This window comes from Rhodococcus indonesiensis, from assembly GCF_047782815.1.
Lineage (GTDB): Bacteria > Actinomycetota > Actinomycetes > Mycobacteriales > Mycobacteriaceae > Rhodococcus > Rhodococcus indonesiensis.
Genome location: NZ_CP180630.1, coordinates 4,238,093 through 4,261,891, shown reverse-complemented (window position 1 = coordinate 4,261,891; position 23,799 = coordinate 4,238,093). Strand labels below are relative to the sequence as shown.

Here is a 23,799-nt window from a genome sequence, read left to right as displayed (position 1 = left end):
GGCGTGGGACAGGGCCTGCTCGTCGCCGGAACCACCTCCGACGCCGGGAAAACCGTGGTGACCACCGGGATCTGCCGGGCCCTGGCCCGACGCGGCTTGTCGGTCGCGCCGTTCAAGGCGCAGAACATGTCCAACAACTCGATGGTGGCTCTCGACCCGGACACCGGAGCGGGCGTGGAAATCGGACGCGCGCAGTGGATCCAGGCCGTGGCGGCACGGGCGGTGCCCGAGGCTGCGATGAATCCGGTGCTGCTCAAACCGGGCAGCGATCGTCGCAGCCACGTCGTCGTGCTCGGCCGCCCCGCGGGGCACCTCGAGGCCGGCGAGTTCGCAGGCGGGCGACGGCATCTCGCCGACGCCGCGTTCGCCGCCTTCGACGATCTGCGCGACCGCTTCGACGTCGTGGTCTGCGAGGGGGCCGGCAGCGCCGCCGAGATCAACCTGCGGGCCCACGACTACGTCAACATGGGTCTGGCCCGGCACGGTGACCTGCCGACGGTGCTCGTCGGCGACATCGACCGCGGCGGGGTGTTCGCCGCCATGTACGGCACCCTTGCCCTGCTCGACGCGCCCGACCAGGCCCTCGTCCGCGGCTTCGTGATCAACAAGTTCCGCGGCGACGTGGGGTTGTTGCGGCCGGGCCTCGAATCGCTCGAAAAGCTCACCGGCAGGCCGGTTCTCGGTGTCCTGCCGTGGCAGCGCGACCTGTGGCTGGACTCGGAGGACTCGCTGGCCCTGTCGTCGCGGCCCGCCCACGACGGCGCCGGCGCACTCACCGTCGCGGTGGTGATGCTGCCCCGGATCAGCAACTTCACCGACGTCGACGCCCTGTGTCTCGAGCCGGACGTGCGGGTGCGGTTCGTCGACGACCCCCGCGCCCTCGCCGGCGCCGACGTGGTGATCCTGCCCGGTACCCGCGCCACCCTCGCCGACCTCGCGTGGCTGCGCGGCCGCGGCCTCGACACCGCCGTCGCCGACCACGCCCGACGTGGGGGCGTGGTGCTCGGCATCTGCGGCGGATTCCAGATGCTCGGCCGGCGGATCTCCGATCCGCACGGTGTCGAAGGCGCACCCGGTGCGTGCGTGGACGGTCTCGGATTACTGGACGTGCACACCGATTTCGAACTGGAGAAGGTGCTGCGCCTGCCGACCGGGACGGCACTCGGCGTCCCCGCCTCGGGATACGAGATCCACCACGGCCGCATCTCCCGCGGCGGCGGTGACGAGTTCCTCGGCGGCGCCCGCGCGGGGACGGTGTTCGGCACCATGTGGCACGGCAGCCTCGAGGGCGACGCCCTGCGCGCCGCCTGGCTCCGCGAGGTCGCCGACCTCACCGGCCGCGACGTCGCCACCGGCACCGTCGGCTTCCACGCCGCGCGCGACGCCCGCCTCGAGGTGCTCGCCGACATGATCGAGGAGCACCTCGACGTCGACACCCTGCTCGGGATGCTGGGGGACCGGCCCGCGCTGCCCACGCTGACCGGCGGCCTGGCATGACGGTGCTCGTTCTCGGCGGCACCGGCGAGGCCCGGGCGCTCGCCGCTCGTCTGGAGACCGCGGGGGTGGCCTACCTGTCGTCGCTCGCGGGACGGGTACGCAACCCGCGGCTGCCGGTCGGCGAGGTGCGGATCGGCGGTTTCGGTGGCGCCGAGGGGCTGCAACAGTACCTGCGCGGCAACGGAATCGACCGGGTCGTCGATGCGACGCACCCGTTCGCCGCGCGGATCAGCGGCAACGCCGCGACCGCGTGCGCGGCGGCCGGGGTGCCGCTGCTGCGCCTGGCGCGGCCGGGCTGGACCGGCGCCGCCGACTGGACGTGGGTCGACGACCACGACGCCGCCGCCGTGGCAGCGGCCGCGGGCACGAGCGTGTTCCTGAGCACGGGACGCCAGACCCTCGACTGCTTCGTCGGCCCTCTGGCGCGGCACCGTGTCCTCGTGCGGGTCGTCGAGCCGTTGGACCTCGACGTGCCGGCCTCGTGGACGGTGCTGCTCGCCCGGGGCCCCTACACCGTCGACGGCGAGCGGGCGCTGCTCGCCGGCCACGACGTCGACGTGCTCGTCACGAAGGACTCCGGCGGGGACCTGACCCGCGCCAAGCTCGACGCCGCGGCCGAACTCGGCGTGCGGGTCGTCGTCGTGCGCCGACCGCCGTCGCCGCCGGGGGTGCCGACGGTGCCGACGGTCGCCGAGGCCGTCGCCTGGGCCTCCGAGCCGATGACGAAATAGACACCGGCGCGCCGGATTTCGCGCGCGCGGCCACGGGGATCTGCGGCGTCAGACCTGCGGGCCCTCGGCGCGCAGGTCGTCGACCTTGCGCATCGCCTCCCGGAGTTCGGCGAGCCACTGCTCGCTGTGCGTGCCGACGAGCTTGATGCACCAGGCGAGCGCGTCGGAGCGCGACCGGGCGACGCCGGCGTCGACGAGGGTGTCGAGGACCTTGCGCTCGGGCTGGCGCAGCCGGGTCATCACCGGAACGGCCAAGTGGGTGAACAACACCCGGCGATCGCCGAGGGTGACTCCCCAGGCGACCTTCCGGCCGTAGCGGGCCTCGGCCTCGTCGGCGATCCGCATCCGGTCCGGACGGGTGCTCTCCCGGAAGCGGGCGATGCGCCCGTCGACGGCCGCGGCGCCGGTGTCCTCGGGCGGGGGCAGCTCCCCGACGACGACGATCTCCTCGCGGTCGACCTCGATGGTGGCGGGACCGGTGAACCAGTCGTCGGGCAGCCGTCCGGAGAACCACTCGGCGGCGTCGCTCGCGTCGGGGATGTCGGCCTGCTGCCAGCCGCCGGGGCGACCGAAGCGGGGTCCGTGCATGTGTGGGGTGTGTCGCATGTCGTCCTCCTCGGGACGAGGGGTGTTTCACTGATTACAGTGTTACACCCCTTACGTGATGCGCGCCACATTTCTGATCGCGAACGTGAGGGCAGTGCACACCGTCAGTGCGCCCACGCCGACCCGCGCGGCGAGCTGCACCGCACGCCGCAGGTCCGCCGGCTGGGGCGGGGGACCGTCACCGAGGGTGCCGCGGTCCTCCACCACCCCGTGGTAGACGTTCACCCCGCCCAGCGTGACCCCCAGCGCCCCGGCGAACGCCGCCTCCACCGGGCCCGCATTCGGGCTCGGATGCCGGTGGGCGTCCCGGCGCCAGGCCCGCAGAGCCGCACCCGGCCGGTCGCCCAGACCCGCCGCGAGCAGCGCCGACAGCCGCGCCGGAGCCAGATTGAGCACGTCGTCGAACCGGGCCGACGCCCAGCCGAACCGCTCGTGTCGGGGCGTGCGGTGGCCCACGCGGGCGTCGAGGGTGTTCGCGGCCCGGTAGCCGAGCAGGCCCGCCGGCCCGGCCACCGCACCCCAGAGCAGCGGCGCGACCACCGCATCGGATGTGTTCTCCGCGAGCGACTCGAGCGTGGCGCGGGCGACGCCGGCGGCGTCGAGCTGCGACGGGTCGCGGCCGACGAGGTGGGTGACCTGCCGTCGCGCGGCGGGCAGATCCCCACGGCGCAGCTGGCCGTCGATGGTCGTGGCCTCCCGCGCCAGGGAGCGGCCGCCGAGCACGGTCCACGTCGCGGCCGCGGTCACCGCCGTCCGCAGCAGCGGGCGCCGCCGGGTGAGTCGGTCCGCGCCGTAGCCGAGCCCGGTGGCGCCGCCGACCAGCACCACGGTGAACAGCGTCCCGGCCGCTCGGTGGTCCGCGTACAGCGCCCGCTCGGTCGCGCGCGCGATCCGGCCGAAACCGCTCACCGGATGGAACCGGCGGGGGTCGCCGAACGCGCGGTCGGCGGCATAGCCCAGGACGAGGCCGGCGGCGTGGGGATTCACGTCGGCCACGCCGCGAGCAGCGCCGCGGTGGTCTGCGGGTCGCGCACCGCGATGCGCACCCAGTCGGTGCCGAGGCCGGGGAACGTGTCGCCGCGGCGTACCGCGAACCCCTGGCCCCGCAGGCGTTCCCGCGTGCCGACCGGGACGTGCGCCAGCACGAACGGCGCCGCGGACGGTCCGGCCATCTCGACGCCGAGGGCGGTCAGGCCGTCCACGAGGACGGCGCGGTCGGCCGCGATCTGCACGGCGGCGCGCTCGGCTTCGACCGTGGCCGCCGCCGACGCGCACGCGATCATCGCTGCCGCCGCCGGGGTGGACACCGACCACGGTGGCTGGTGCGCCGCCAGATCGGCGACGATCGACTCGTCGCCGAGCACGTATCCCGCGCGGATCCCGGGAATCGCCCACGTCTTGGTGAGCGAGCGGATCACCACGACTCCAGGAATCGACTCCCCGGCAAGCGACTCGGTCTCTCCCGGTACCGCATCCATGAATGCCTCGTCCACCACGAGCACCCGCCCGGGTCGCGCCAGGGCCCGCAGCGCGGCAGCCGGGTGCAGCACCCCGGTCGGGTTCGTCGGGTTGCCGACGACGACGAGGTCGGCGTCGTCGGGCACCCGCGCCGCGTCGAGGACGAACCCGTCCTCGGCCCGCAACAGCACCCGCGTCACCTCGTGCCCGGCGACACGCAGCGCCGCCTCCGGCTCGGTGAACTGCGGATGGATCACCGCCGGTCGCGCCCAGCGGCGGGCGCGGGCGACGAGGGTGAACGCCTCCGCGCCGCCGGCGGTGGGGAGCACCTCGAGCGGATCGCGGCCGTGCCGCGCGGCCAGGGCCGCGCGCGCCGCCCGCGGATCGGGATACCGGTCCAGTTCGGCCAGCGAGCCCGTCAGTGCCGCGTCGAGCCAGTCCGGGCGTGGCCGGCGCGCGACGTTGACGGCCAGGTCCACCAGACCCGGGGTCGCCTCCCGGTCACCGTGGTGCTGCAGGTCCGGCGCGGTGGCCGGGGGCGTGCGCGGCGGCGGGGGGACCGGCCTCGCGGCCCGCACCGCGTCGGCGAACCGCTGGGCGAGGACCGGATGCCCGGCCCAGTGGGTGTGCAGATAGGAGGCGTGCACGGTGGCGGAGGCGAACCCGTCGGGCCGGCCGGCCAGCAGCCACGCAGGCTCACCGGTGGAATCGACGGTGGTGCGGTGGAATTCGTGCCCGGTCACCCGAGCGCCCGCCGGGGTGAGCAGGGTGTCGCGGGGCGCGACGGCGGTGCGGTAGCCGAGGGTGAGCCGCGGGGTCATCCGCGCGGACGCGTCGACCGCGCCGACCATCGGAGCGCCGTCCACGTCGCGGCACAGGTACAGCAGGCCCGCGCACTCGGCGACGGTGGGCGTGCCGGCCGCGATCGCGGCCCGCAGATGCTCGCGCAGCGGCGTGTTCGCAGCCAGGTCGGCGGCGTGTACCTCCGGGAACCCGCCGCCGAGGTAGATTCCGGCGGTGCCGTCCGGCAGGCGTTCGTCGCGCAGCGGGTCGAAGACGACGGTGCGGCACCCGGCGGCGCGCAGCATCTCCTCGGTCTCGGCGTAGCGGAACGTGAAGGCGCGACCCCCGGCGATCGCGACGACCGGTCCGTCCTCGGCCGACTCGCCCGGCTCCCACGGTTCGGTGACGAGAGCCGGTGCGCTGCGGGCGATCCGCATCACCTCGGCAAGATCGACGCGCGCGGCGATCTGCGCGGCCAGCCGGTCGAGCTGGGCGGCCGCCCCGGCCCGCTCCTGCGCCGGCACCAGCCCCAGATGCCGCGACGGCGCCGAGATCCCGTCGTCGCGCTGCAGCACCCCGAGCACCGGAACGCCCGTCGCGGCCAGGGCCTCGACCACCTCGTCGGAATGCCGCACCGAGCCGGCCTTGTTCAGGATCACCCCGGCGATGCGGACACCGCGGTCGAAGGTGGCCATGCCGTGCACCACCGCCGCGATCGAACGGGAGGCGTGCGAGACGTCGACGACGAGGATCACCGGGGCGCCGAGCACCGTCGCGGTGTGGGCGGTGGACGCGAAACCGTCGGTGCCGAGCATCCCGTCGTACAGGCCCATCACGCCCTCGACGATCGCGACGTCCGCGCCGCGGGCACCGTGCGCGAGCAGCGGTGCGAGCAGGTCGGTGCCGACGAGGTGCGCGTCGAGGTTGCGTCCCGGCCGGCCCGTCGCGAGGGCGTGGTAGCCGGGGTCGATGTAGTCCGGGCCGACCTTGTGCCCCGACACCGTGTGCCCGGCCGACCGCAGGGCGGCCATGAGACCCGTTGCGACCGTGGTCTTCCCGTGTCCGGACGCCGGCGCGGCGATCACCAGCCGCGGCAGCGTCAGCACGCTGCCACCCCGAGTGTCACCACGCTGCCACCCCCGAGTGTCACCACGCTGCCACCCCCGAGTGTCACCACTCGATGCCCTTCTGGCCCTTCTGGCCCGCGTCCATCGGGTGCTTGATCTTGGTCATCTCGGTCACGAGATCCGCGGCCTCGATCAATGCCGGATGCGCCCGGCGGCCGGTGATCACGACGTGCTGGTGGCCGGGGCGCGTGGCGAGCGTCTGCACCACCTCGTCGGCGTCGATCCAGCCCCAGCCGATCGGGTAGGTGAATTCGTCGAGCACGTACAGCCCGTGCTGCTCGGCGGCGAGCCGGCGCTGGATCTCCCGCCACCCGGCGAGTGCCGCGGCGGCATGGTCCTCCTCGGTGCCGTCCTTGCGGGACCATGACCACCCGGAGCCCATCTTGTGCCACTCGATCGGGCCGCCCGTGCCGCGTTCGGTGTGCAGGTCGCCGAGGGTCTCGAAGGCGGTCTGCTCGCCGAGACGCCACTTGGCGGACTTGACGAATTGGAACACCGCGACCGACCAGCCCTGGTTCCAGCCGCGCAGTGCCAGCCCGAACGCGGCGGTCGACTTGCCCTTGCCGTCGCCGGTGTGGACCATCAGCAGCGGCCGGTTGCGGCGCTGACGGGTCGTGAGACCGTCGTCCGGCACGGTGGCCGGTTGTCCCTTCGGCATCTACGCGGCCCTTCCTCGGACGACGGTCGTGAGCGCGTCGGCGTGGACCTCGCCGACGGGAACGTGTTCGGCGCCGAGCCGTTCGGCGAGCCGGGCCGCGAGACCCATGCGGAACCGGCCGGTCTCGGAATCCACGACGACCGCGTCGATCCCGGCGGTGGCGATGCGGTCGGCGGCCGCGAGGGACCGGGCCACCGCGTCCGCACCTGCGGTGGCGCGACCGTCGGTGACCACGACGAGCAACGCCCGCCGGTCGGGTTCGCGCAGCCGGTGCCGCCGGATCGTCTCGGCCGCCTCGAGCAGTCCCTCGGCGAGCGGGGTGCGCCCGCCCGCCGGCAGCTCCCGCAGCCGGGCCGCGGCCACGTCCACCGAATTGGTCGGCGGCAAGGCGAGCACGGCGCGATCGCCGCGGAAGGTCACCAGACCGACGGTGTCGCGGCGCCGGTAGGCGTCGAGCAGCAGCGACAGGATCGCCGTCTTGACCTGCGTCATCCGCTGCCGCGCCGCCATGGAGCCGGAGGCGTCGACGCACAGCAGCACCAGGTTGGCCTCACGCCCCTCTACGACCTTCCGTCGCACCTGCCACCCGTGCGCGTTTCCGGTAGTTCCCGCTACCGGAAACGCGCACGGGTGGGCGGCGGTGGCGCGGATGGTGGCGGGCAGGTGGACGGGGCCGGTGTCGGCGCGACGCTCGCCGACCGTGCGGCCGACCGTCGTGCGCGCCCGGGAGCGCCGGCCCGCGGTGCCGCGGCCCGTGCGGTCGACGGTGAACAGGCGGGTCCGGTAGGGCTCGGCCGGGGCCGCGACGGACGTCGCCGCGCCGGAGCCCTCCGCGCGATCGTCCCGGCCCGGCGTCGCTTCGCCGCCACCGGGACCGTCGGGTCCGGGGTCGTCCGGACCGGGATCATCGGGGCCGGGATCGTCGGATCCGTCCGGATCGGGTTCGGGGGACCGGTCGCCGAGCAGCTCGTCGAGCAGCGTCTCGTCCATGCCGGGCTCGTCGAAGGGGTTGCGGCGACGACGGTGCGGCAACGCGAGCCGCGCCGCCACCGCGATGTCCTCCCGCGTGACCTCGTCGCGGCCCGCCCAGGCCGCGTGCGCGACGGCGGTCTTGGCGGTGACCAGGTCGGCGCGCATCCCGTCGACGTCGAACGCCGCGCACACCTCCGCGATCGCGACGAGCGCGTCGTCGCCGAGCCGCACGTGCGGCAGCCGCTCGCGGGCCCCGGCGAGCCGCCGGGCCAGCTCGGACTCGGCGTCGGCCCAGCCCGCGACGAACGCCGCGGGGTCGGCATCGAACGCCAGGCGCCGCCGCACGATCTCCGCCCGCACCTGCGGATCGCGCGGCGCGGCCACCTCGACGGTGAGTCCGAAGCGGTCGAGCAGCTGCGGACGCAGCTCGCCCTCCTCCGGGTTCATCGTCCCGACCAGCACGAACCGGGCGGCATGCGAGACCGACACCCCGTCGCGCTCGACGGAGCAGCGGCCCATCGCCGCGGCGTCGAGCAGCAGGTCCACGAGATGGTCGTGCAGCAGGTTGACCTCGTCGACGTAGAGCACCCCGCGGTGCGCCCGGGCGAGGAGGCCGGGCTCGTACTCGGCGGTGCCCGCCGACAGCGCCTTCTGCAGGTGCAGGGAGCCGGTGACCCGGTCCTCGGTGGCGCCGACGGGCAGTTCCACCAGCCGCGCCGGCCGGGTCTGCGCCGCCGCGCCGTGCGGATGCGGGCCGTCGGGACAGGACGGGTCGGGGGCGGCGGGGTCGCACGCGAACCGGCAGCCGGCGACCTCGGTGACCTGCGGTAACAGCGCGGCCTGGGCGCGCACCGTGGTCGACTTGGCGGTGCCCTTCTCCCCGCGCACGAGCACCCCGCCGATCGACGGCGACACCGCGCACAGGGACAGGGCCAGCGCCAGGTCGTCGGAGCCGACGACGGCGCTGAACGGATACACGTGCACTCTCAACCTCCACAGGCTCCCGCTGGGATGTCTTCTCGGCAAACGGAATCGAGGCCGGTATTCGGACTTCCCGGTCGGACGCCGTGCGATCGCCTTCCCGGACCGGACGGTCCAGTGGCTGCGCGTGGTGCGCATGATCGACGACTCCCGGGTCACCGCAGCGGGCCTGTGCCGGATTCTCACCGGCTTCCCGATTATCCCCGTGAGGGGCACCTCGATTGTCTTGCCGGCGCCGAGTCTAGCCGCACCGGCTAGGGTTCGACGCCATGGGCTCACACATCACCGTCGTCGGCATGGGCGCCGACGGCTGGGACGGCCTGCCGCCCCCCGCCCGCGACGCGGTGCTCGGCGCGCAGGTCCTGCTCGGGGGACGGCGCCATCTGGCGCTGCTGCCCGAGACCGGCGCCGTCCGCGAGCCGTGGCCGTCCCCGCTGCGCGACGGGCTCGACGCGCTGCTCGCGCGGCACCGCGACCGCACGATCGTGGCGGTCGCGTCGGGCGATCCGCTCGTCTCCGGGATCGGGACCACCCTGATCGACCGGCTCGGCGCCGACGCGGTGACAGTGCTGCCCGCCGTGTCGTCGGTGGCGCTGGCCCGCGCCCGCATGGGGTGGAGCGCCGAATCGGTGGACGTGGTGACCCTGGTGGGCCGCGACGTGCACGCGGTCCGCCGCGCCTTCGGGCCGGGCCGACGGCTGATCGTGCTCTCCTCCGACGGGTCCACCCCGGCGCGGGTCGCCGACCTGCTGCGTCGCGACGGGTTCGGTGCGAGCGTCCTGACCGTGCTGTCGGACCTCGGCGCACCCGAGGAGGCGCGGCGCACCGCCACCGCCGACGACTGGTCCGGCGACGCGCCCGCCCTCAACATCGTCTGCATCGAATGCTGCGGAGCCGAGGGATATCCCACGACGCCCGGCCTGCCCGACGACGCGTTCGAGCACGACGGTCAGATCTCCAAACGACCGATCCGGCTCGCCGCGGTGTGCGCGCTCGCACCGCGGCCGGGGCAACTGCTGTGGGACGTCGGGGCCGGCGCCGGGTCGGTGGGCATCGAATGGGCCCGCACCGATCCGCGCTGCCGCACGGTCGCGATCGAACGCGACGCGGCGCGCGCCGAACGGATCGGACGCAACGCCGCGCGGCTCGGCGTCCCGTCGGTCGTGGTGGTGCGCGGCCCCGCCCCCGACGCACTCACCGGCCTCGACACCCCCGATGCCGTCTTCGTCGGCGGCGGCGGGTCGATTCCGGGGGTGCTGGAAACATGCTGGGCCCGGCTGCGTCCGGGTGGGCGTCTGGTCGCGCATGCGGTGACCCTCGAGACCGAGGCGACGTTGACGCAGTGGTGGAAGAGCCACGGCGGGGAACTGACCCGGCTGACCGTGGAGCAGGCCGCGCCGCTCGGCGGGTTCAGCGGGTGGCAGGCGCTGCGCCCGGTGGTGCAGTGGCAGGTGACGAAAGGCGAGAGATGACAGTTCACTTCGTGGGATCCGGCCCCGGTGCGGCCGACCTGCTGACGCTGCGGGCGGCGCGGCTGCTGAGCGAGGCGCCGGTGGTGCTCTACGCCGGCACATATCTCGACGGCGAGGTGCTCGCGCACTGCCGTCCCGATGCCCGGCTCGTCGACACCCAGCACCTGGACCTGGACGAGATCACCGCGCACCTCGTCGACGCCCACCGGCGCGGCCTCGACGTCGTCCGCTTGTGTTCCGGTGACCCGTCGCTGTATTCGGCCCTGACCGAGCAGACGCGCCGGCTCGACGCCGCGGGGGTGCCGTGGGACGTCACGCCCGGTGTGCCGGCCTACGCGGCGGCCGCGGCGACCCTCGGCGCGGAGCTGACCGTGCCCGAGCTGGTGCAGACCGTCGTGCTGACCCGCACGCAGGCCCGCTCGACGGCGATGCCCGACACCGAGGCCCTGGCCCGCGTCGCGGGACTGCGCGCGAGCCTCGTGCTGCACCTGGCGATCACCCGGATCCGGGTCCTCGCCGAGGAACTGAGCGTCGAGTACGGCGCCGACTGTCCGGCCGCGGTGGTGGCGTTCGCGTCCCGCCCGGACGAGCTGGTGCTGCGCGGCACGCTCACCGACATCGCCGACCAGGTCGAGGCGGCGGGACTGCGGCACACCGCGGTGATCGTCGTCGGACGGGCTCTGGGCGTGCGGTCGGCGGACGTCGCGTGCTCGCATCTGTACGACCCGGCGCGGGACCGCAGCGGCTTCACGCGCTGAATCGGGATCCGCGCATGCCGTGACGTGCGCGGATCCCTGCCGCGCGAATGTTCAGGGCCGCACCGAGCGCGACGTCCACACCGCGCCGGTCGCGGTGACCGCGGTGCCGGACGAGCCCACGACGATCAGGCACTTCATGTCGATCGCGTCCGGGTCGAGCTTCTCGAGGGTGGTCACCTCGAGCGACTCGCCGGGGCGGCCGACGTCGCGGCCGATCACCACGACGGTGTCGGCGGGGCGGTGCCGCAGCAGCACGGCCCGCGCCTGCGCGACCTGTGTGGTCCGCGACCGCGATGCCGGGTTGTAGATGCCCAGCACCAGGTCGGCCTGCGCGACGGCCGTGAGCCGCTGCTCGATCACCTCCCACGGCTTGAGCCGGTCCGACAGGCTCAGCACCGCGAAGTCGCCGCCGATCGGGGCGCCCGCCCGCGCGGCGACGGCCTGGATCGCCGACACGCCGGGCAGCACCCGCACCGGGATCTCGGCGAAGCGCGGATCCTGTGCGGCCTCGAACACCGCCGAGGCCATCCCGAACACTCCGGCGTCGCCGCCCGAGACGACGGCCACCCGCTCGCCGGACAGCGCCAGCTCGAGGGCGAAGCGGGCCCGGTCCACCTCGACGGTGTTGCCGCTGGCGTGCCGCTGCTGTCCCGGCCGGACCGGCACGCGGTCGACGTAGGGTCCGTACCCGACGATGTGGTCGGCGGACGCCAGCGCGGCGGCGGCCTCGGGGGTGAGCCACTTCTCGTCGGCGGGCCCGAGACCGACGACGAGCAGCTCACGGGTAGCGACCGTGTCCGGAACCTCGGCGACGACGGGCCGGGACCGGTCGGTGATGTCCCGGTTGCGCGGTGCGCGGTCGCCGGGGGTGAGGATCACCGAGAAGTACGGCACCGCATCGGCGTCGACGTCGGCGACGGGGACGATGCGCTGCCCGCCCATCGACGCGCGCTCGACATAGACCGCGTCGTCGAGCCGGCCCGCCTGGGCGAGCGCGGAGCGGACCGCGGGGAAGGTGCGGCCCAGCTTCATGATCGCGGCGCCGTCGGTGTCGGCGAGACGGCGCGCCAGTTCCGGCTCGGGCAGCGTGCCGGGCAGCACGGTGAGCACGTCGGTGCGCCGCACCAGCGGTTCCGCCGCGGCCGCCGCGGCCGCGGACACCGACGTCACGCCCGGAACCACCTCCGTCGCATAGCGGTTCGCGAGGCGGTCGTGCAGGTACATGTAGGAGCCGTAGAACAGGGGGTCGCCCTCGCACAGCACGACGACGGTGCGGCCGGCGTCGAGGTGCACGGCCAGGCGCGCCGCGCACTCGTCGTAGAAGTCGGCGATGGCCCCGTCGTAGCCGCCGGGGTGGTCGGTGGTGCCGGTGGTGACCGGGTAGATCAGCGCCTCCTCGTGCACCCCCTCCCGGATCAGTTCGGCCGCGATGCCCCTCGCGATGGACCGGCCGTGAGTGCCCGAGTGGTAGGCGATCACGTCGGCCTGCTCGATCAGCCGGGCCGCCTTGCGGGTGATCAGCTCGGGATCGCCGGGGCCGAGGCCCACTCCGTAGAACCGTCCGGTGTCGTTCACTCCGCCTCCTGGGCCAGGGCATTGATCGCGGACGACGCCATCGCCGAGCCGCCGCGCCGTCCCCGCACGACCAGGTACGGGATCTGCAGCGGATGCGCGGCGAGCGCCTCCTTGGATTCGGCGGCGCCGATGAACCCGACCGGCACCCCGACGATCGCGGCGGGCCGGGGGCCGCCGGCGTCGATGAGCTCGAGCAGGTGGAACAGCGCGGTGGGTGCGTTGCCGATCGCGACGACGGCGCCGTCGAGGCGGTCCTCCCACAGCGACACCGCCGCGGCCGAGCGGGTGGTGCCCCACGCCGACGCGAGATCGGGTACCTGCGGGTCGCGCAGGAAACACAGCACCTCGTTGTCCGCCGGCAGCCGGGTGCGGGTCACCCCGGACGCGACCATGTGCGCGTCGGTGAGGATCGGCGCGCCGGAGCGCAGCGCCCTGCGCGCCGCGGACACCAGGTCCGGGTGGATCGCGAGGTCGCGGGTCAGGTCGGTCTGCCCGCAGGCGTGCACCATGCGCACCGCGACCTTCTCGGCGTCCGCCGGGATCGCGGACAGGTCGGTTTCGGCGCGGATCGTCGCGAACGACCGGACGTAGATGTCGGCGCCGTCGGTGACGTAGTCGTAGCGGCGGGGTGGGGGGGACAGGGTCATGCCGGGTTCCTCGCGAGCAGAAGCGTGTGGGGGAAATTCGGTGCGCCGCAGGACCGTTCGCACCCCACGACGTGCAGGTGGCCCGGTGGCGGCGTATCGGCGACGGTGCGACGGGCCGTGGCACGGGTGTCGCCCTCGGCGAGGCTACACCGCGGCGCGCCGGTGCATGCGGTGGTGCGGGTCCACGGCGACGTGCCGTCGAGGACGAACCCGGCGTCGTGCAGCGGCTGCGGATCGTGCTCGCCGGGCAGGACCAGGCCGCGCCACGGGGTGACGATCACGTCTCGTTTGGGCAGCGCCGCCACCATCGCGGGGGCGAGGATGCCCAGCGGGACCAGGGCCGAGACCGCTCCGGGCAGGGGGCCGTACGGCACGGTGTACCGCGCGGGCGGCGGCAGCGGGGCACCACCGCCGAGTTCGGCGCCGGCCTCCGGCAGTCGGTGCACGTGCCAGCTGGTGTCGCGGATCGCCGCGAACCGTTGGGCGAGGTCGACCAGGGTCCCGACGACCCGCCCGGCCGGCACCACCGGGCCGGAGCGCCGGCCGATCGTGACGCGGAACAGTCCGGGTTCGACGGCCACCGCGGCGAGGTCGCAGCGCAGGGTGGTGACGTCGCCGCGGCCGTCGTCGAGCCCGAACAGGAACCGCCCCGGCAGCTGCGCGAGGGTGGGCTCGGCGCACAGGGCGGCGTCGAGCGCGCCGATCAGCGGGCGGATGTCGACACGGCCGCCGGTGATCCCGGACAGCGGCGAGGCGACGATGTTGCGGACCCGTTCGTGCGACGGCGCCGGCAGGAACCCGGCCGCGGTCACCGCCTCGACCAGGCCGGCCGGCACCCCGCCGCACGCGTCCACCTCGACGCCTCTGAGCTGCAGGTTTCCGCGCGAGGTGAGGTGCACGTCGCCGTCCGCGAAGGCGACCGACGCATCCGACAGCGCCTGCAGGCCGCCGTCCGGGAGCCGGCCGCCGGGCGCGCGCAGCCGCACCAGCGCGCCGTCGGCGGCGAGGTGGGGGCGCAGCAGACCGGGACACCGATCCTGGGCCGGCGCCGGGGGAAGGTCGACCATGGGGGCACATGGTTGCACACGTGCGCTACGCTCCACCTGCCGTGGTGCTCGGGAAGCCGGTGTGAGACCGGCGCGGCCCTCGCCACTGTGAGCGGGTAGTTGCTCGCCCTCGTCCGGACCGGTCCGCCGGTCCGGAGACCACTGGACGCACGTCCGGGAAGGTCGGCGCAGCAGCGACGATCCGTCAGCCAGGAGACCGGCCACGGCACGGGAAGTCCACGAGGGTTTGGAGACTGAACATGACCGAATTCGTGCTGCGCGGAATCGAACTGCGCAGGACCCGGCCGTGACGCGGCTCGCACTGCTGTCCACGTCCGACACCGACCTGCTGTCGGCGCTGAGCTCCGACGCCGAGTACGCGCTGGGCAATCCGTCGCGCCTCGACGTCGGCACCGAGCTGCCGCGCCTGCTCGACGGCGCCGACCTGGTGATCGTCCGCATCCTCGGCTCGGTGCGGTCCTGGCAGCACGGCATCGACGCGGTCCTGGCGCACGGCGCACCCGTCGTCGTGCTCGGCGGCGAGCAGCTGCCCGACGCCGAGCTGATGAGCCACTCCACGGTCCCCGTCGGCATCGCCACCGAAGCCCACGCCTACCTGGCGCAAGGTGGACCGGCCAACCTGGCCCAGCTGCACGCCTTCCTGTCCGACACCGTCCTGCTCACCGGCGAGGGCTTCGATCCGCCGGCCGCGCTGCCCGAGTGGGGCAGCCACGCGCCCGCCGCGCCCGATCCCGCCCTGCCGAAGGTGGGCATCCTGTACTACCGCGCCCACGAGACCAGCGGAAACACCCGCTTCGTCCGTGATCTTGCGCAGGAGGTCGACGCCACCGGCCGCGCCGTGGCCGTGCCGATCTTCTGCTCCACCCTGCGCGGGGCCCCCGCAGATCTGCTCGCCGAACTCGGCACCCTCGACGCCCTGATCGTCACCGTCCTCGCCGCCGGCGGTACCCGCCCGGCCACCGTCTCCGCCGGCGGCGACGACGATGCCTGGGACGTCGGAGCGCTTGCCGCCCTCGATGTTCCGATCCTGCAGGCGCTGTGCCTGACCTGGGGACGCGACGCGTGGGCCGAATCCGACGAGGGTGTCTCCCCACTCGATTCCGCGACGCAGATCGCCGTCCCCGAATTCGACGGCCGCATCATCACGGTGCCGTTCTCGTTCAAGGAATTCGGCGCCGACGGCCTACCGCGCTACGTCACCGACCCCGAAAGGTGCCGTCGCGTCGCCGGGATCGCCGTCGCGCACGCCCGCCTGCGACGAATCCCACCGGCCCGGCGGCGGCTGGCGATCATGCTCTCGGCGTATCCGACGAAGCACTCCCGCGTCGGCAACGCCGTCGGCCTGGACACCCCCGTCTCCGCGATCCGGCTGCTGCGCGCGCTGCGCAAGGGCGGCTACGACCTCGGCGACGGATTTCCCGGCCTCGACACCGAGGACGACGCCGAGGCGGGCAACGCGCTCATCCACGCCCTGATCGCCGCGGGTGGCCAGGACGAGGAGTGGCTCAGCGCCGAGCAGATGGCGGGCAACCCGGTGCGGGTGAGCGCGGCGCGCTACCGCGAGTGGACGGCGGACCTGCCGGCCGAGCTGACCGGCGCGATGACCGAGGCGTGGGGCGAGGCCCCGGGCGAACTGTTCGTCGACCGCAGTGCCGACCCGGACGGCGAGATCGTGCTCGCCACCCTGCAGGCCGGCAACGTGGTGCTGATGATCCAGCCGCCCCGCGGGTTCGGCGAGAACCCGGTGGCGATCTACCACGATCCGGACATGGCACCGTCGCACCACTACCTCGCCGCGTACCGGTGGGTGGAGAACGGCTTCGGGGCCGACGCCGTCGTCCACCTGGGCAAGCACGGCTCGATGGAATGGCTGCCCGGTAAGAACGCCGGCCTGTCGGCGGCCTGCGCGACCGACGCCGCCGTCGGCAACCTGCCGCTGATCTACCCATTCCTGGTCAACGATCCGGGGGAGGGCGCCCAGGCGAAACGACGCGCCCACGCCACCATCGTCGACCACCTGATCCCGCCGATGGCGCGGGCCGAGTCGTACGGCGACATCGCCCGGCTCGAGCAGCTGCTCGACGAGTACTCCAACATCGCCTCGATGGACCCGGCCAAGCTGCCCGCGATCCGCGCCCAGATCTGGACGCTGATCCAGGCCGCGAAGCTCGACCACGACCTCGGTCTCGACGACCGCCCGCACGACGCCGAATTCGACGACTTCCTGCTGCACGTCGACGGCTGGCTGTGCGAGGTCAAGGACGCGCAGATCCGCGACGGCCTGCACGTGCTCGGCACGGCGCCCGTCGGGGAGGCCCGCGTGAACCTGGTGCTGTCGGTGCTGCGGGCCGCGCAGGTGTGGGGCGGCAAGGCGCACGCGGTGCCCGGGCTGCGCACCGCGCTCGGTCTGAAGCCGGATGCGCCGCTCACCGAGACCGACGCGGTCGAGTCCCAGGCCCGGGCCCTGGTGCAGGGCATGGAGGACGCCGGCTGGCGCGTCGAGTGCGCTGGCACTGTCGTCGAACAGATTCTGGGACAGCAGGATCCGGAGGTCGAGCGGGTGCTCGCCTTCGCCGCCGAGCAGGTCGTGCCGCGCCTGGCCCGCACCACCGACGAACTCGACGCGGTGCTGCACGCCCTCGACGGCGGTTACGTCCCCGCCGGTCCGTCCGGGTCGCCGCTGCGCGGCCTGGTCAACGTGCTGCCCACCGGTCGCAACTTCTACACCGTCGACCCGAAGGCAGTGCCGAGCCGGCTGGCCTACGACACCGGCGTGGCCCTGGCGAACAACCTGCTCGACCGGTACCGCGCGGACACCGGCGACTACCCGCCGTCGGTGGGTCTGTCGGTGTGGGGAACCTCCGCGATGCGCACCTCCGGCGACGACATCGCCGAGGTGCTCGCCCTGATCGGCGTGCGCCCCGAATGGGACGCCGAGTCCCGGCGGGTGCGCGAGCTGACCGTGATCCCCCTCGACGAACTCGGCCGGCCCCGCATCGACGTCACCGTCCGCATCTCCGGGTTCTTCCGCGACGCCTTCCCGCACGTCGTCGCGATGCTCGACGACGCGATCCGCACCGTCGCCGCCCTCGACGAACCCGACGATCTGAACTTCGTGCGCGCGCACGCCCGCCGCGACGAGGCCGAGCACAGCGACCCCGAGCGCGCGGTCCGGCGCATCTTCGGTTCCCGGCCCGGCTCCTACGGTGCCGGCATCCTGCCGCTCATCGACTCCGGGAACTGGCGCAGCGACGCCGATCTCGCCGAGGTGTACACCGCGTGGGGCGGATTCGCGTACGGGCGGCACCTGCACGGTGTCCCGGCCGCGGACGACATGCGTGCCAACTACCGGCGGATCGCGGTGGCGGCGAAGAACACCGACACCCGCGAGCACGACATCGCCGACTCGGACGACTACTTCCAGTACCACGGCGGCATGGTCGCCACCGTACGCGCGCTCACCGGCGCGGACCCGAAGGCGTACATCGGCGATTCCACCACCCCCGACCAGGTCCGCACCCGCTCGCTGGCGGAGGAGACCGCCCGCGTGTTCCGGGCCCGGGTGGTCAATCCGCGCTGGCTCGCCGCGATGCGCCGGCACGGGTACAAGGGGGCGTTCGAGCTCGCCGCGACCGTGGACTACCTGTTCGGTTACGACGCCACCGCCGGCGTCGTCGCCGACTGGATGTACGAAACCCTCGCCCGCACCTACGCGCTCGACCCGGAGAACCAGCAGTTCCTGCGCGAGGCCAACCCGTGGGCGCTGCGCGGCATCGTCGAACGGCTCTCCGAGGCCGCCGACCGAGGGCTGTGGGCCGAGCCGGATCCGGCGACGCTCGCGGAACTGCAGCAGGCCTACCTCGACGTGGAGGGCGACCTCGAGGATCGCGGATGAGAAGGCGGCTGCGGCTGATCGGGATCGGGCCGGGTGGTCCCGACGACCTCACCGTGGCCGCGGTCCGGGCGCTGAACGAGGTGGACGTGTTCCTCGTCGCCGACAAGCAGCGCGGCGTCGACGATCTCGTCGCCGTGCGGGAGGAGATCTGCCGCCGGCACGTCACCGGCGACTACCGGGTGATCACGGTGCCGGACCCGCCGCGCGACCGGACCCCGTCCGCCTACGGCACCGAGGTGCGGGACTGGCACGCGGCCCGCGCCGCCGCCTACGAGTCGGTGCTGCGCGAGCAGGTCGCGCCGCACGAGACCACCGGATTCCTCGTGTGGGGCGATCCGAGCCTGTACGACAGCACCATTCGCGTCGTCGAACGTATACGTGACCGGGGCGTGCTCGACGTCGACTACGACGTGGTCCCGGGGGTGAGTGCCGTGTCGCTGCTCGCGGCGCGGCACCGGTTGGTGCTCAACCGGATCGGCGGCCCGATCACGATCACGACGGGCCGGTGCCTCGCGCACGAGGTCGCCGCCGGGGGCGACAACCTCGTGGTGATGCTCGACGGCGCGCTCGAATGCGCCCGCCTCGAGGGCGACTGGCACATCTGGTGGGGCGCCGACCTCGGCACGTCCGACGAGGAACTCGTCGCGGGTCCGCTGCACCGGGTGCTGCCGGAGATCGAGCGGGCCCGCGCCCGCGCGAAGGCGGCGCGCGGCTGGGTGATGGACACCTACCTGCTACGTCGCGCGGGCGGCGTCGGCGCCGGCTCCTGACCGGGTGAGGGGAACGGCGTCGCCGCCCCGCCGGTACGACGCCGCGTACAGGGCCCACGCCACGATCGGCAGGATGATGTCGAACCACAGCGGGAAGCCGACGTTGCCCGGCTCGGTGTTGTCCTTCGCGAGCCAGAAGTACAGATGACCGGCGGCGTCGCCGAAGTACTGGACTGTCGTCACGACGATCGTCGCGAGCCAGAACCCGCCGCGGAAGCGGTAGCACAGGATGCCCGCCACGCCGATCGCGAGATCGCCCATGGCGTTCTCGAACTGGAAACCCCCGTCGCCGCGGGTGTATCCGATCATCTCGGCGGTTGCGGGACCGTCGAAGACGTGGAACGCGGCCCCGATCACCGAGGCGACGCCGACTGCCGCCACGAGCCACCACACGAGGTAGGTGTCGATGCGGGCGGTGCCGCGGCGGTGGCGGGACTGCAGGAATGCGCCGACGAGAGCGACGACGGCGAGTACGGCGGTCGGCACGGCAACTCCCTTCGTGGGGCAGCCGCGTCGGGCCGCTTCACCGGCGAAATGTACGCCGCGGCCGGCCTGCCGCGCAGTGGAACGCCGGGACATCCGCGCGGTGCGCGGATGCCCCGGCGCCAGAGCATCGGCCTCAGAGCACCGGCGTGGTCACCGGCTGCGGCCGCCGGTCGGTGGGGGAGCGGCTGAGCACGACGGGCAGCCACTGCGAGGTCAGCGCCACCATGCCGAGCCAGGCGAGCACCATTCCCGCGCCGGGGGCGTGCGGAGTCTCCACCGGCATGCCGTTCTGCGACCAGTAGCCGAGCAGCCCGAACAGGGACGCCAGGCCGGAACCGAGCATCGACGCCGACGCGAGCCGCCAGCGGTGCGTGCACAGCGCCGCGGTGGACGACACCACGCCGAACACCACAGCGAGGGTCACGAAGACCCGCATCGGCACGGTCGTCGTGGCCTCGTGCCCGAACCACGTGCCGAGCACCGTCCACGACCACTCGGTATCCGATTGCGGCAGAAGCAGACCCAGTACCACCGCGACGATGCAGGCGACGAGGACGCGGTGTCGCCGACCGGCGTCGAACTCCCCGGCGATCTTCCGCTCGATGCGGGCGAACTCCTTACGGTATGCGGACAGATCGTCGCTCACCGGCACTCCTCGTCGATAGGCACACGAGGGTTCATTATGCGCGTCCCCGGCTACGCCACCCGACGGCGGTGTCGACGAGGAGGAACGCCAGCAGGCTGAGCCCGAGCACCGGGGCGAACCACCCCACCACCGCGGCGGCGATACCGATCGCGACCGCCGGAACTGCGCCGATACGACGCAGCGCACCCCGGGACGGGGCCCGGCCGACGGACCACGCCGAGCCACGGGTGGGTCGTCGCCGCCACCACAGCAGGTAACCGCGCACCACCACCGTGACCAACGCCACCGCCAGCAGCGCCAGCGCGACCTGCGTGATCAGCCCGAACATAATGCCCATGTGCAGGGTGATCGACCACCACGTCAGCTGTGCGGCGAGCGGCCAGTCCGCGAACCGCAGCACGTCGACGACCCCGCCGGTCGCGCCGTCGACGGCGACCGAGTCGATGCCGTACACCCACGGCTGGCGGGTCTCGGCGACGGTGAAGGCGGTACCGGCCTGCGCCGGGATCGAGGCCTCGACGACCCCGGTCAGTCCCGCGGTGGCCGCCGCGTCCAGCACCGAGTCGATGCGGGCGATGTTCGTGTCGAGCAGCGCCGGGTCGGCGCCGTGCCCGCCGTGGCCACCGTGCCCCTCGTGGCCCGTCGCGGGTGCGGCGCTGCTCCCCGTCAGGGTCGCGTCGACGGCGGGCGTCTTCCAGTCCAGGGCCGCCCGCAGCTCGGCGATGTTGTCGCCGGCGAACCGGGACCAGGTCAGACCGGTCGCGGACAGGAACACCAGGCCGACCGCGATCCACACCCCCACCACACCGTGCCAGCCGAGGGTGCGGGACCGGCCGGTGGCGGCACGGTCGACGGTGAGCAGACGCGCCTCGGCGCCGCGGGCCCGCAACGTCCGGAACCGGCGCACCCACAGATACACGCCGCCGAGCGCGATCACCCACATCCAGGACGCGGCCAGCTCGCTGTAGAGGCGGCCTGGCTCGCCGAGATGCAGGTGACGGTGCAGTTGCGAGATCCAGGCCCGCACCGGCAGGGCACTGCTGCTGCCGTAGACGGCCAGCTCACCGAGCGGCCGCGCGGTGACCGGGTCGACGAAGACCGCGAGCCGCTGCGACTCGCCGAGGCTCGGATCGGCGAACAGGACCCGGGTGGTCTCGCCGGGCGCCGCGGCCGGCCGCACCGCGGTGACGGTGAGATCGGGCCGCTGGCCGGTGGCCACCCGGATCTGCTCGGCCACCGGCACGGCGGGACCGGTGGCGTCGGTGTGCAGCTGATCGCGATAGACGATTTGCTCGATCGTCGGCGCGAGTGCGTAGAGGCCGCCGCTGACCGCGGCGATCAGGATGAACGGGGCGACGAGGATGCCGGCGTAGAAGTGCAGCCGCAGCACGAGTGGTCGCAGGGAGGAGGTGCCGGCTCGGCCGGTCGGGGGCGGGACGGAACGATCCGTCCCGAGGTCGGTCGTGGACATGCGAATGCTCGTTTCGATCGTCGGTGACGACAGCGTCGTCACACGTGGGAAAGCCGCCGCGGGGTACGGGCGCGGCGGACAGGATCGGGTCAGGCGGTGCGGGGCGGACCCCGGGTGCCGGCCTGCGCGGAAACGAGCACCCGCAGCACGAGACGTGCCCGGTGCGAAGGTGTGGCCACCCACAGCGGCGCATGCGCCGGGGGCAGGGTCAGTATCGCGGCAACGATGTGCCGCAAGACGCCGAGTGCGGCGACGCACCCCTGCTCGGCCGCCCGGATCAGGGCTGCGGAGACGACGAGGGCGGCGGCGTGGGCGCCGAGCATCGCGGGCGAGAGCCCGAGGCCGTGGGCGTGCTCGGCGGTGAGGGTCAGGACGGTGTGACCGATCGCCTGGCCCGCGGTCAGGGCGAGCACCAGCGCGGTCAGCGGGCGGGGTGACCGGAGTGCGGACAGCGCGGCACCGAACGCCGCACAGGCGGCAACCATCAGCACCACCGACGCCTGGGACGGAATCTCACCGCCGGCGAGGCCGTGGGCCGCGACGGAGACCGCGGCGGAGGTCGAGCCCACGAACGCGCCACGCAGCTGCGTGGGCGTCGGCGGGCGTGGATTCACGCGAGGGAGCCTACAGCGGTGTGTCCTTCGGGCTGCCCTGACCTCCCGAAGGGCGCACCGCTCAGTGACCGCGCGGTTCGCGCAGGCTCGTTCCTTCGATGTCGCGGACCCGCTTGCGCTCGAGCAGGACCAGCACGGCACCGATCCCGAAGGACACGATGCAGGCGGGACCGGCGATCCAGGCCCAGCCCTCGAAGCCGTAGCCGGCAGCCACCAGAGTCAGGCCGAGCAGCAGCAGCCCGAGGCCCAGGAAGAAGTAGCCGGGCCAGCCCCGGGAGTCGGTCAGGGCCTCACCGGCGTGGCTGCGCATCGTGCGGGCGTCGTCGGCCGGGAAGTCGCTGTCGTTCGTCAGGTCCCGGTCGTGGACCTGCCTGCTGTGCACCGGATCGGCACCCGCGCGGGTCGTGTCACTTCTCCGAAACTCACTCTCGTGTTCCGTCACAGCCCCATCCTTTCCAGAGGTCGGGTCGGGAGAACGCTGGGGTTCACCGCCCGTGGAGTCCGTGTACCCACTCCTGGGTCCGGGTATGCACCGTGCGGACCGGGCGGTCCCGGGACCGCCCGGCACTCGCCCCCGACCCTCTGAGGGAGGACCCATGACCGACCAGCACCGGCCCCGAAATCCGGTCGAGCAGTACCCGGCCCCGGATCGTGAGAAGCAACCCGAACTCGAGTACCCGGGCCTGACGTCCGACATGGTGTCGGCACCCGACCACGGCGAGCAGACCTATCGCGGCAGCGGCAGGCTCGAGGGCCGACGGGCGCTGATCACCGGCGCCGACTCCGGGATCGGACGGGCCGTGGCGATCGCGTTCGCCCGCGAGGGGGCCGACGTCGTCCTCAGCTATCTGGAGTCCGAGGAGGACGACGCCCGCGAAACCGTGCGGTGGGTCGAGGAGGCGGGTCGGCGCGCCGTCGCGGTGCCGGGCGACATCCGCTCCGAGGAACACTGCAGGCATCTGGTCGACACGGCCGTGCGTGAACTCGGTGGCCTGGACATCCTGGTGAACAACGCGGCGTACCAGATGGTGCAGATGAACGGGATCGCCGACATCACCACCGAGCAGTTCGACCGGGTGCTGAAGACGAACCTGTACGCGTTGTTCTGGCTGTGCAAGTTCGCGACCGAAGTGATGGAACCGGGCTCGACGATCATCAACACGTCGTCGATCCAGGGGACGAGCCCGTCACCGGAACTGCTCGACTACGCCACGACCAAGGCCGGCATCGTCGACTTCACCAAGGGCCTGGCGTCGGATGTCGCGAAGCGGGGCATCCGCGTCAATGCTGTTGCCCCGGGACCGATCTGGACACCGTTGATCCCGGCCACCATGCCGCGGGAGAAGTTCGAGTCCTTCGGTGACGACGTCCCGCTCGGCCGGCCCGGGCAGCCCGCCGAACTGGCCCCGGCCTACGTCTTCCTCGCCTCGCAGGAGTCGAGTTACATCACCGGCGAGGTCATCGCCGTCACCGGCGGCAAGCCCTTCTCCTGACGGACCTGTGGTGGGGGTGGGGGCGCGGGTGCGGGTGGGGGTGGCCGAATGTCACATTCGGTCGATTCGATCGACGCGATGTGACATTCGGC

The 23,799-nt window shown here is 73.5% G+C and carries 20 protein-coding genes and 2 riboswitches; of the genes, 7 read left to right on the top strand and 13 right to left on the bottom strand.

The window, feature by feature from the left end:
* The first annotated feature begins 3 nt into the window (after positions 1-3).
* The gene (locus tag ACM26Y_RS19545; RefSeq protein ID WP_416061647.1) at positions 4-1,497 is read left to right on the top strand and encodes a cobyric acid synthase; all 1,494 of its coding nucleotides are present in this window, start codon (positions 4-6) and stop codon (positions 1,495-1,497) included.
* Positions 1,494-2,228: a cobalt-precorrin-6A reductase gene (locus tag ACM26Y_RS19540; protein ID WP_416061646.1), complete on the top strand. Its 735-nt coding sequence runs from the start codon at positions 1,494-1,496 to the stop codon at positions 2,226-2,228. Before ACM26Y_RS19545 ends, ACM26Y_RS19540 begins: the two co-directional genes overlap by 4 nt.
* Before the next feature lie 48 nt (positions 2,229-2,276).
* Here the strand turns inward: ACM26Y_RS19540 and ACM26Y_RS19535 are convergent, their stop codons facing one another.
* From ACM26Y_RS19535 to ACM26Y_RS19515, 5 genes are all read right to left on the bottom strand, one after another.
* Entirely contained in the window at positions 2,277-2,834 is a 558-nt protein-coding gene (locus ACM26Y_RS19535; RefSeq protein WP_054372691.1) for a hypothetical protein, read from the bottom strand.
* Between the two features lie 51 nt (positions 2,835-2,885).
* Entirely contained in the window at positions 2,886-3,830 is a 945-nt protein-coding gene (locus ACM26Y_RS19530) for a cobalamin biosynthesis protein (protein ID WP_416061645.1), read from the bottom strand.
* A complete protein-coding gene (locus ACM26Y_RS19525) occupies positions 3,818-6,178 on the bottom strand; it encodes a cobyrinate a,c-diamide synthase (RefSeq protein WP_416063711.1) in 2,361 nt (786 codons plus the stop codon). The genes ACM26Y_RS19530 and ACM26Y_RS19525 overlap by 13 nt, the downstream gene beginning before the upstream one ends.
* Positions 6,179-6,245: 67 nt before the next feature.
* On the bottom strand, positions 6,246-6,860 hold the full coding sequence (cobO, locus tag ACM26Y_RS19520) for a cob(I)yrinic acid a,c-diamide adenosyltransferase (RefSeq protein ID WP_003938352.1): 615 nt from the start codon (positions 6,858-6,860) through the stop codon (positions 6,246-6,248).
* The gene (locus tag ACM26Y_RS19515) at positions 6,861-8,816 is read right to left on the bottom strand and encodes a magnesium chelatase subunit D family protein (RefSeq protein ID WP_416061644.1); all 1,956 of its coding nucleotides are present in this window, start codon (positions 8,814-8,816) and stop codon (positions 6,861-6,863) included.
* Positions 8,817-8,850: 34 nt separating this feature from the next.
* Positions 8,851-9,048, bottom strand: a riboswitch (cobalamin riboswitch).
* A 34-nt stretch (positions 9,049-9,082) separates the two neighbouring features.
* Between ACM26Y_RS19515 and cbiE the strand changes: the two genes are divergently transcribed.
* Complete coding sequence (cbiE, locus tag ACM26Y_RS19510; protein WP_416061643.1) at positions 9,083-10,285, top strand: precorrin-6y C5,15-methyltransferase (decarboxylating) subunit CbiE; 1,203 nt, start codon at positions 9,083-9,085, stop codon at positions 10,283-10,285.
* Positions 10,282-11,043, top strand: a complete 762-nt coding sequence (gene cobM, locus ACM26Y_RS19505) for a precorrin-4 C(11)-methyltransferase (RefSeq protein WP_416061642.1) — start codon at positions 10,282-10,284, stop codon at positions 11,041-11,043. The genes cbiE and cobM overlap by 4 nt, the downstream gene beginning before the upstream one ends.
* 51 nt (positions 11,044-11,094) lie before the next feature.
* Here the strand turns inward: cobM and ACM26Y_RS19500 are convergent, their stop codons facing one another.
* From ACM26Y_RS19500 to ACM26Y_RS19490, 3 genes are all read right to left on the bottom strand, one after another.
* On the bottom strand, positions 11,095-12,618 hold the full coding sequence (locus ACM26Y_RS19500; protein WP_416061641.1) for a precorrin-2 C(20)-methyltransferase: 1,524 nt from the start codon (positions 12,616-12,618) through the stop codon (positions 11,095-11,097).
* Positions 12,615-13,265, bottom strand: coding sequence for a precorrin-8X methylmutase (locus tag ACM26Y_RS19495; RefSeq protein ID WP_416061640.1), 651 nt, complete (start codon positions 13,263-13,265; stop codon positions 12,615-12,617). The genes ACM26Y_RS19500 and ACM26Y_RS19495 overlap by 4 nt, the downstream gene beginning before the upstream one ends.
* Positions 13,262-14,332, bottom strand: a complete 1,071-nt coding sequence (locus ACM26Y_RS19490) for a cobalamin biosynthesis protein CobG (RefSeq protein ID WP_416061639.1) — start codon at positions 14,330-14,332, stop codon at positions 13,262-13,264. Before ACM26Y_RS19490 ends, ACM26Y_RS19495 begins: the two co-directional genes overlap by 4 nt.
* Positions 14,325-14,552, top strand: a riboswitch (cobalamin riboswitch). (Overlaps the previous gene by 8 nt.)
* Before the next feature lie 66 nt (positions 14,553-14,618).
* On the opposite strand from ACM26Y_RS19490, the gene cobN reads away from it, so the two are divergent.
* On the top strand, positions 14,619-18,227 hold the full coding sequence (gene cobN / locus ACM26Y_RS19485; protein WP_416061638.1) for a cobaltochelatase subunit CobN: 3,609 nt from the start codon (positions 14,619-14,621) through the stop codon (positions 18,225-18,227).
* The gene (gene cobF / locus ACM26Y_RS19480) at positions 18,224-18,997 is read left to right on the top strand and encodes a precorrin-6A synthase (deacetylating) (RefSeq protein ID WP_371382407.1); all 774 of its coding nucleotides are present in this window, start codon (positions 18,224-18,226) and stop codon (positions 18,995-18,997) included. The genes cobN and cobF overlap by 4 nt, the downstream gene beginning before the upstream one ends.
* On the opposite strand, the gene ACM26Y_RS19475 is transcribed toward cobF, so the two are convergent.
* The 5 genes from ACM26Y_RS19475 to ACM26Y_RS19455 form a co-directional block, all read right to left on the bottom strand.
* Positions 18,962-19,483 (bottom strand): DUF6790 family protein, encoded by a 522-nt coding sequence (locus ACM26Y_RS19475; RefSeq protein WP_416061637.1) that lies wholly within the window; start codon positions 19,481-19,483, stop codon positions 18,962-18,964. The two genes, cobF and ACM26Y_RS19475, sit on opposite strands and share 36 nt — an antisense overlap.
* Before the next feature lie 133 nt (positions 19,484-19,616).
* On the bottom strand, positions 19,617-20,129 hold the full coding sequence (locus tag ACM26Y_RS19470) for a hypothetical protein (protein ID WP_054373932.1): 513 nt from the start codon (positions 20,127-20,129) through the stop codon (positions 19,617-19,619).
* Between the two features lie 34 nt (positions 20,130-20,163).
* Positions 20,164-21,600 (bottom strand): PepSY-associated TM helix domain-containing protein, encoded by a 1,437-nt coding sequence (locus tag ACM26Y_RS19465; RefSeq protein ID WP_416061636.1) that lies wholly within the window; start codon positions 21,598-21,600, stop codon positions 20,164-20,166.
* 89 nt (positions 21,601-21,689) lie between these two features.
* A complete protein-coding gene (locus ACM26Y_RS19460) occupies positions 21,690-22,214 on the bottom strand; it encodes a hypothetical protein (RefSeq protein ID WP_416061635.1) in 525 nt (174 codons plus the stop codon).
* Positions 22,215-22,275: 61 nt separating this feature from the next.
* Positions 22,276-22,596 (bottom strand): hypothetical protein, encoded by a 321-nt coding sequence (locus ACM26Y_RS19455; protein ID WP_052034026.1) that lies wholly within the window; start codon positions 22,594-22,596, stop codon positions 22,276-22,278.
* A gap of 214 nt (positions 22,597-22,810) precedes the next feature.
* On the opposite strand from ACM26Y_RS19455, the gene ACM26Y_RS19450 reads away from it, so the two are divergent.
* Complete coding sequence (locus tag ACM26Y_RS19450; RefSeq protein WP_416061634.1) at positions 22,811-23,707, top strand: SDR family oxidoreductase; 897 nt, start codon at positions 22,811-22,813, stop codon at positions 23,705-23,707.
* Positions 23,708-23,799 lie beyond the last annotated feature (92 nt).

Excerpts from the sequence above, each read along its gene's own strand:
- ACM26Y_RS19540 (WP_416061646.1), top strand. The coding sequence starts at position 1,494 with ATGACGGTGCTCGTTCTCGGCGGCACCGGCGAGGCCCGGGCGCTCGCC.
- ACM26Y_RS19450 (WP_416061634.1), top strand. The coding sequence starts at position 22,811 with ATGACCGACCAGCACCGGCCCCGAAATCCGGTCGAGCAGTACCCGGCC.
- cobF (WP_371382407.1), top strand. The coding sequence starts at position 18,224 with ATGAGAAGGCGGCTGCGGCTGATCGGGATCGGGCCGGGTGGTCCCGAC.
- ACM26Y_RS19465 (WP_416061636.1), bottom strand. The coding sequence starts at position 21,600 with ATGTCCACGACCGACCTCGGGACGGATCGTTCCGTCCCGCCCCCGACC.
- ACM26Y_RS19535 (WP_054372691.1), bottom strand. The coding sequence starts at position 2,834 with ATGCGACACACCCCACACATGCACGGACCCCGCTTCGGTCGCCCCGGC.
- cobO (WP_003938352.1), bottom strand. The coding sequence starts at position 6,860 with ATGCCGAAGGGACAACCGGCCACCGTGCCGGACGACGGTCTCACGACC.
- ACM26Y_RS19495 (WP_416061640.1), bottom strand. The coding sequence starts at position 13,265 with ATGACCCTGTCCCCCCCACCCCGCCGCTACGACTACGTCACCGACGGC.
- cbiE (WP_416061643.1), top strand. The coding sequence starts at position 9,083 with ATGGGCTCACACATCACCGTCGTCGGCATGGGCGCCGACGGCTGGGAC.
- cobM (WP_416061642.1), top strand. The coding sequence starts at position 10,282 with ATGACAGTTCACTTCGTGGGATCCGGCCCCGGTGCGGCCGACCTGCTG.
- ACM26Y_RS19490 (WP_416061639.1), bottom strand. The coding sequence starts at position 14,332 with ATGGTCGACCTTCCCCCGGCGCCGGCCCAGGATCGGTGTCCCGGTCTG.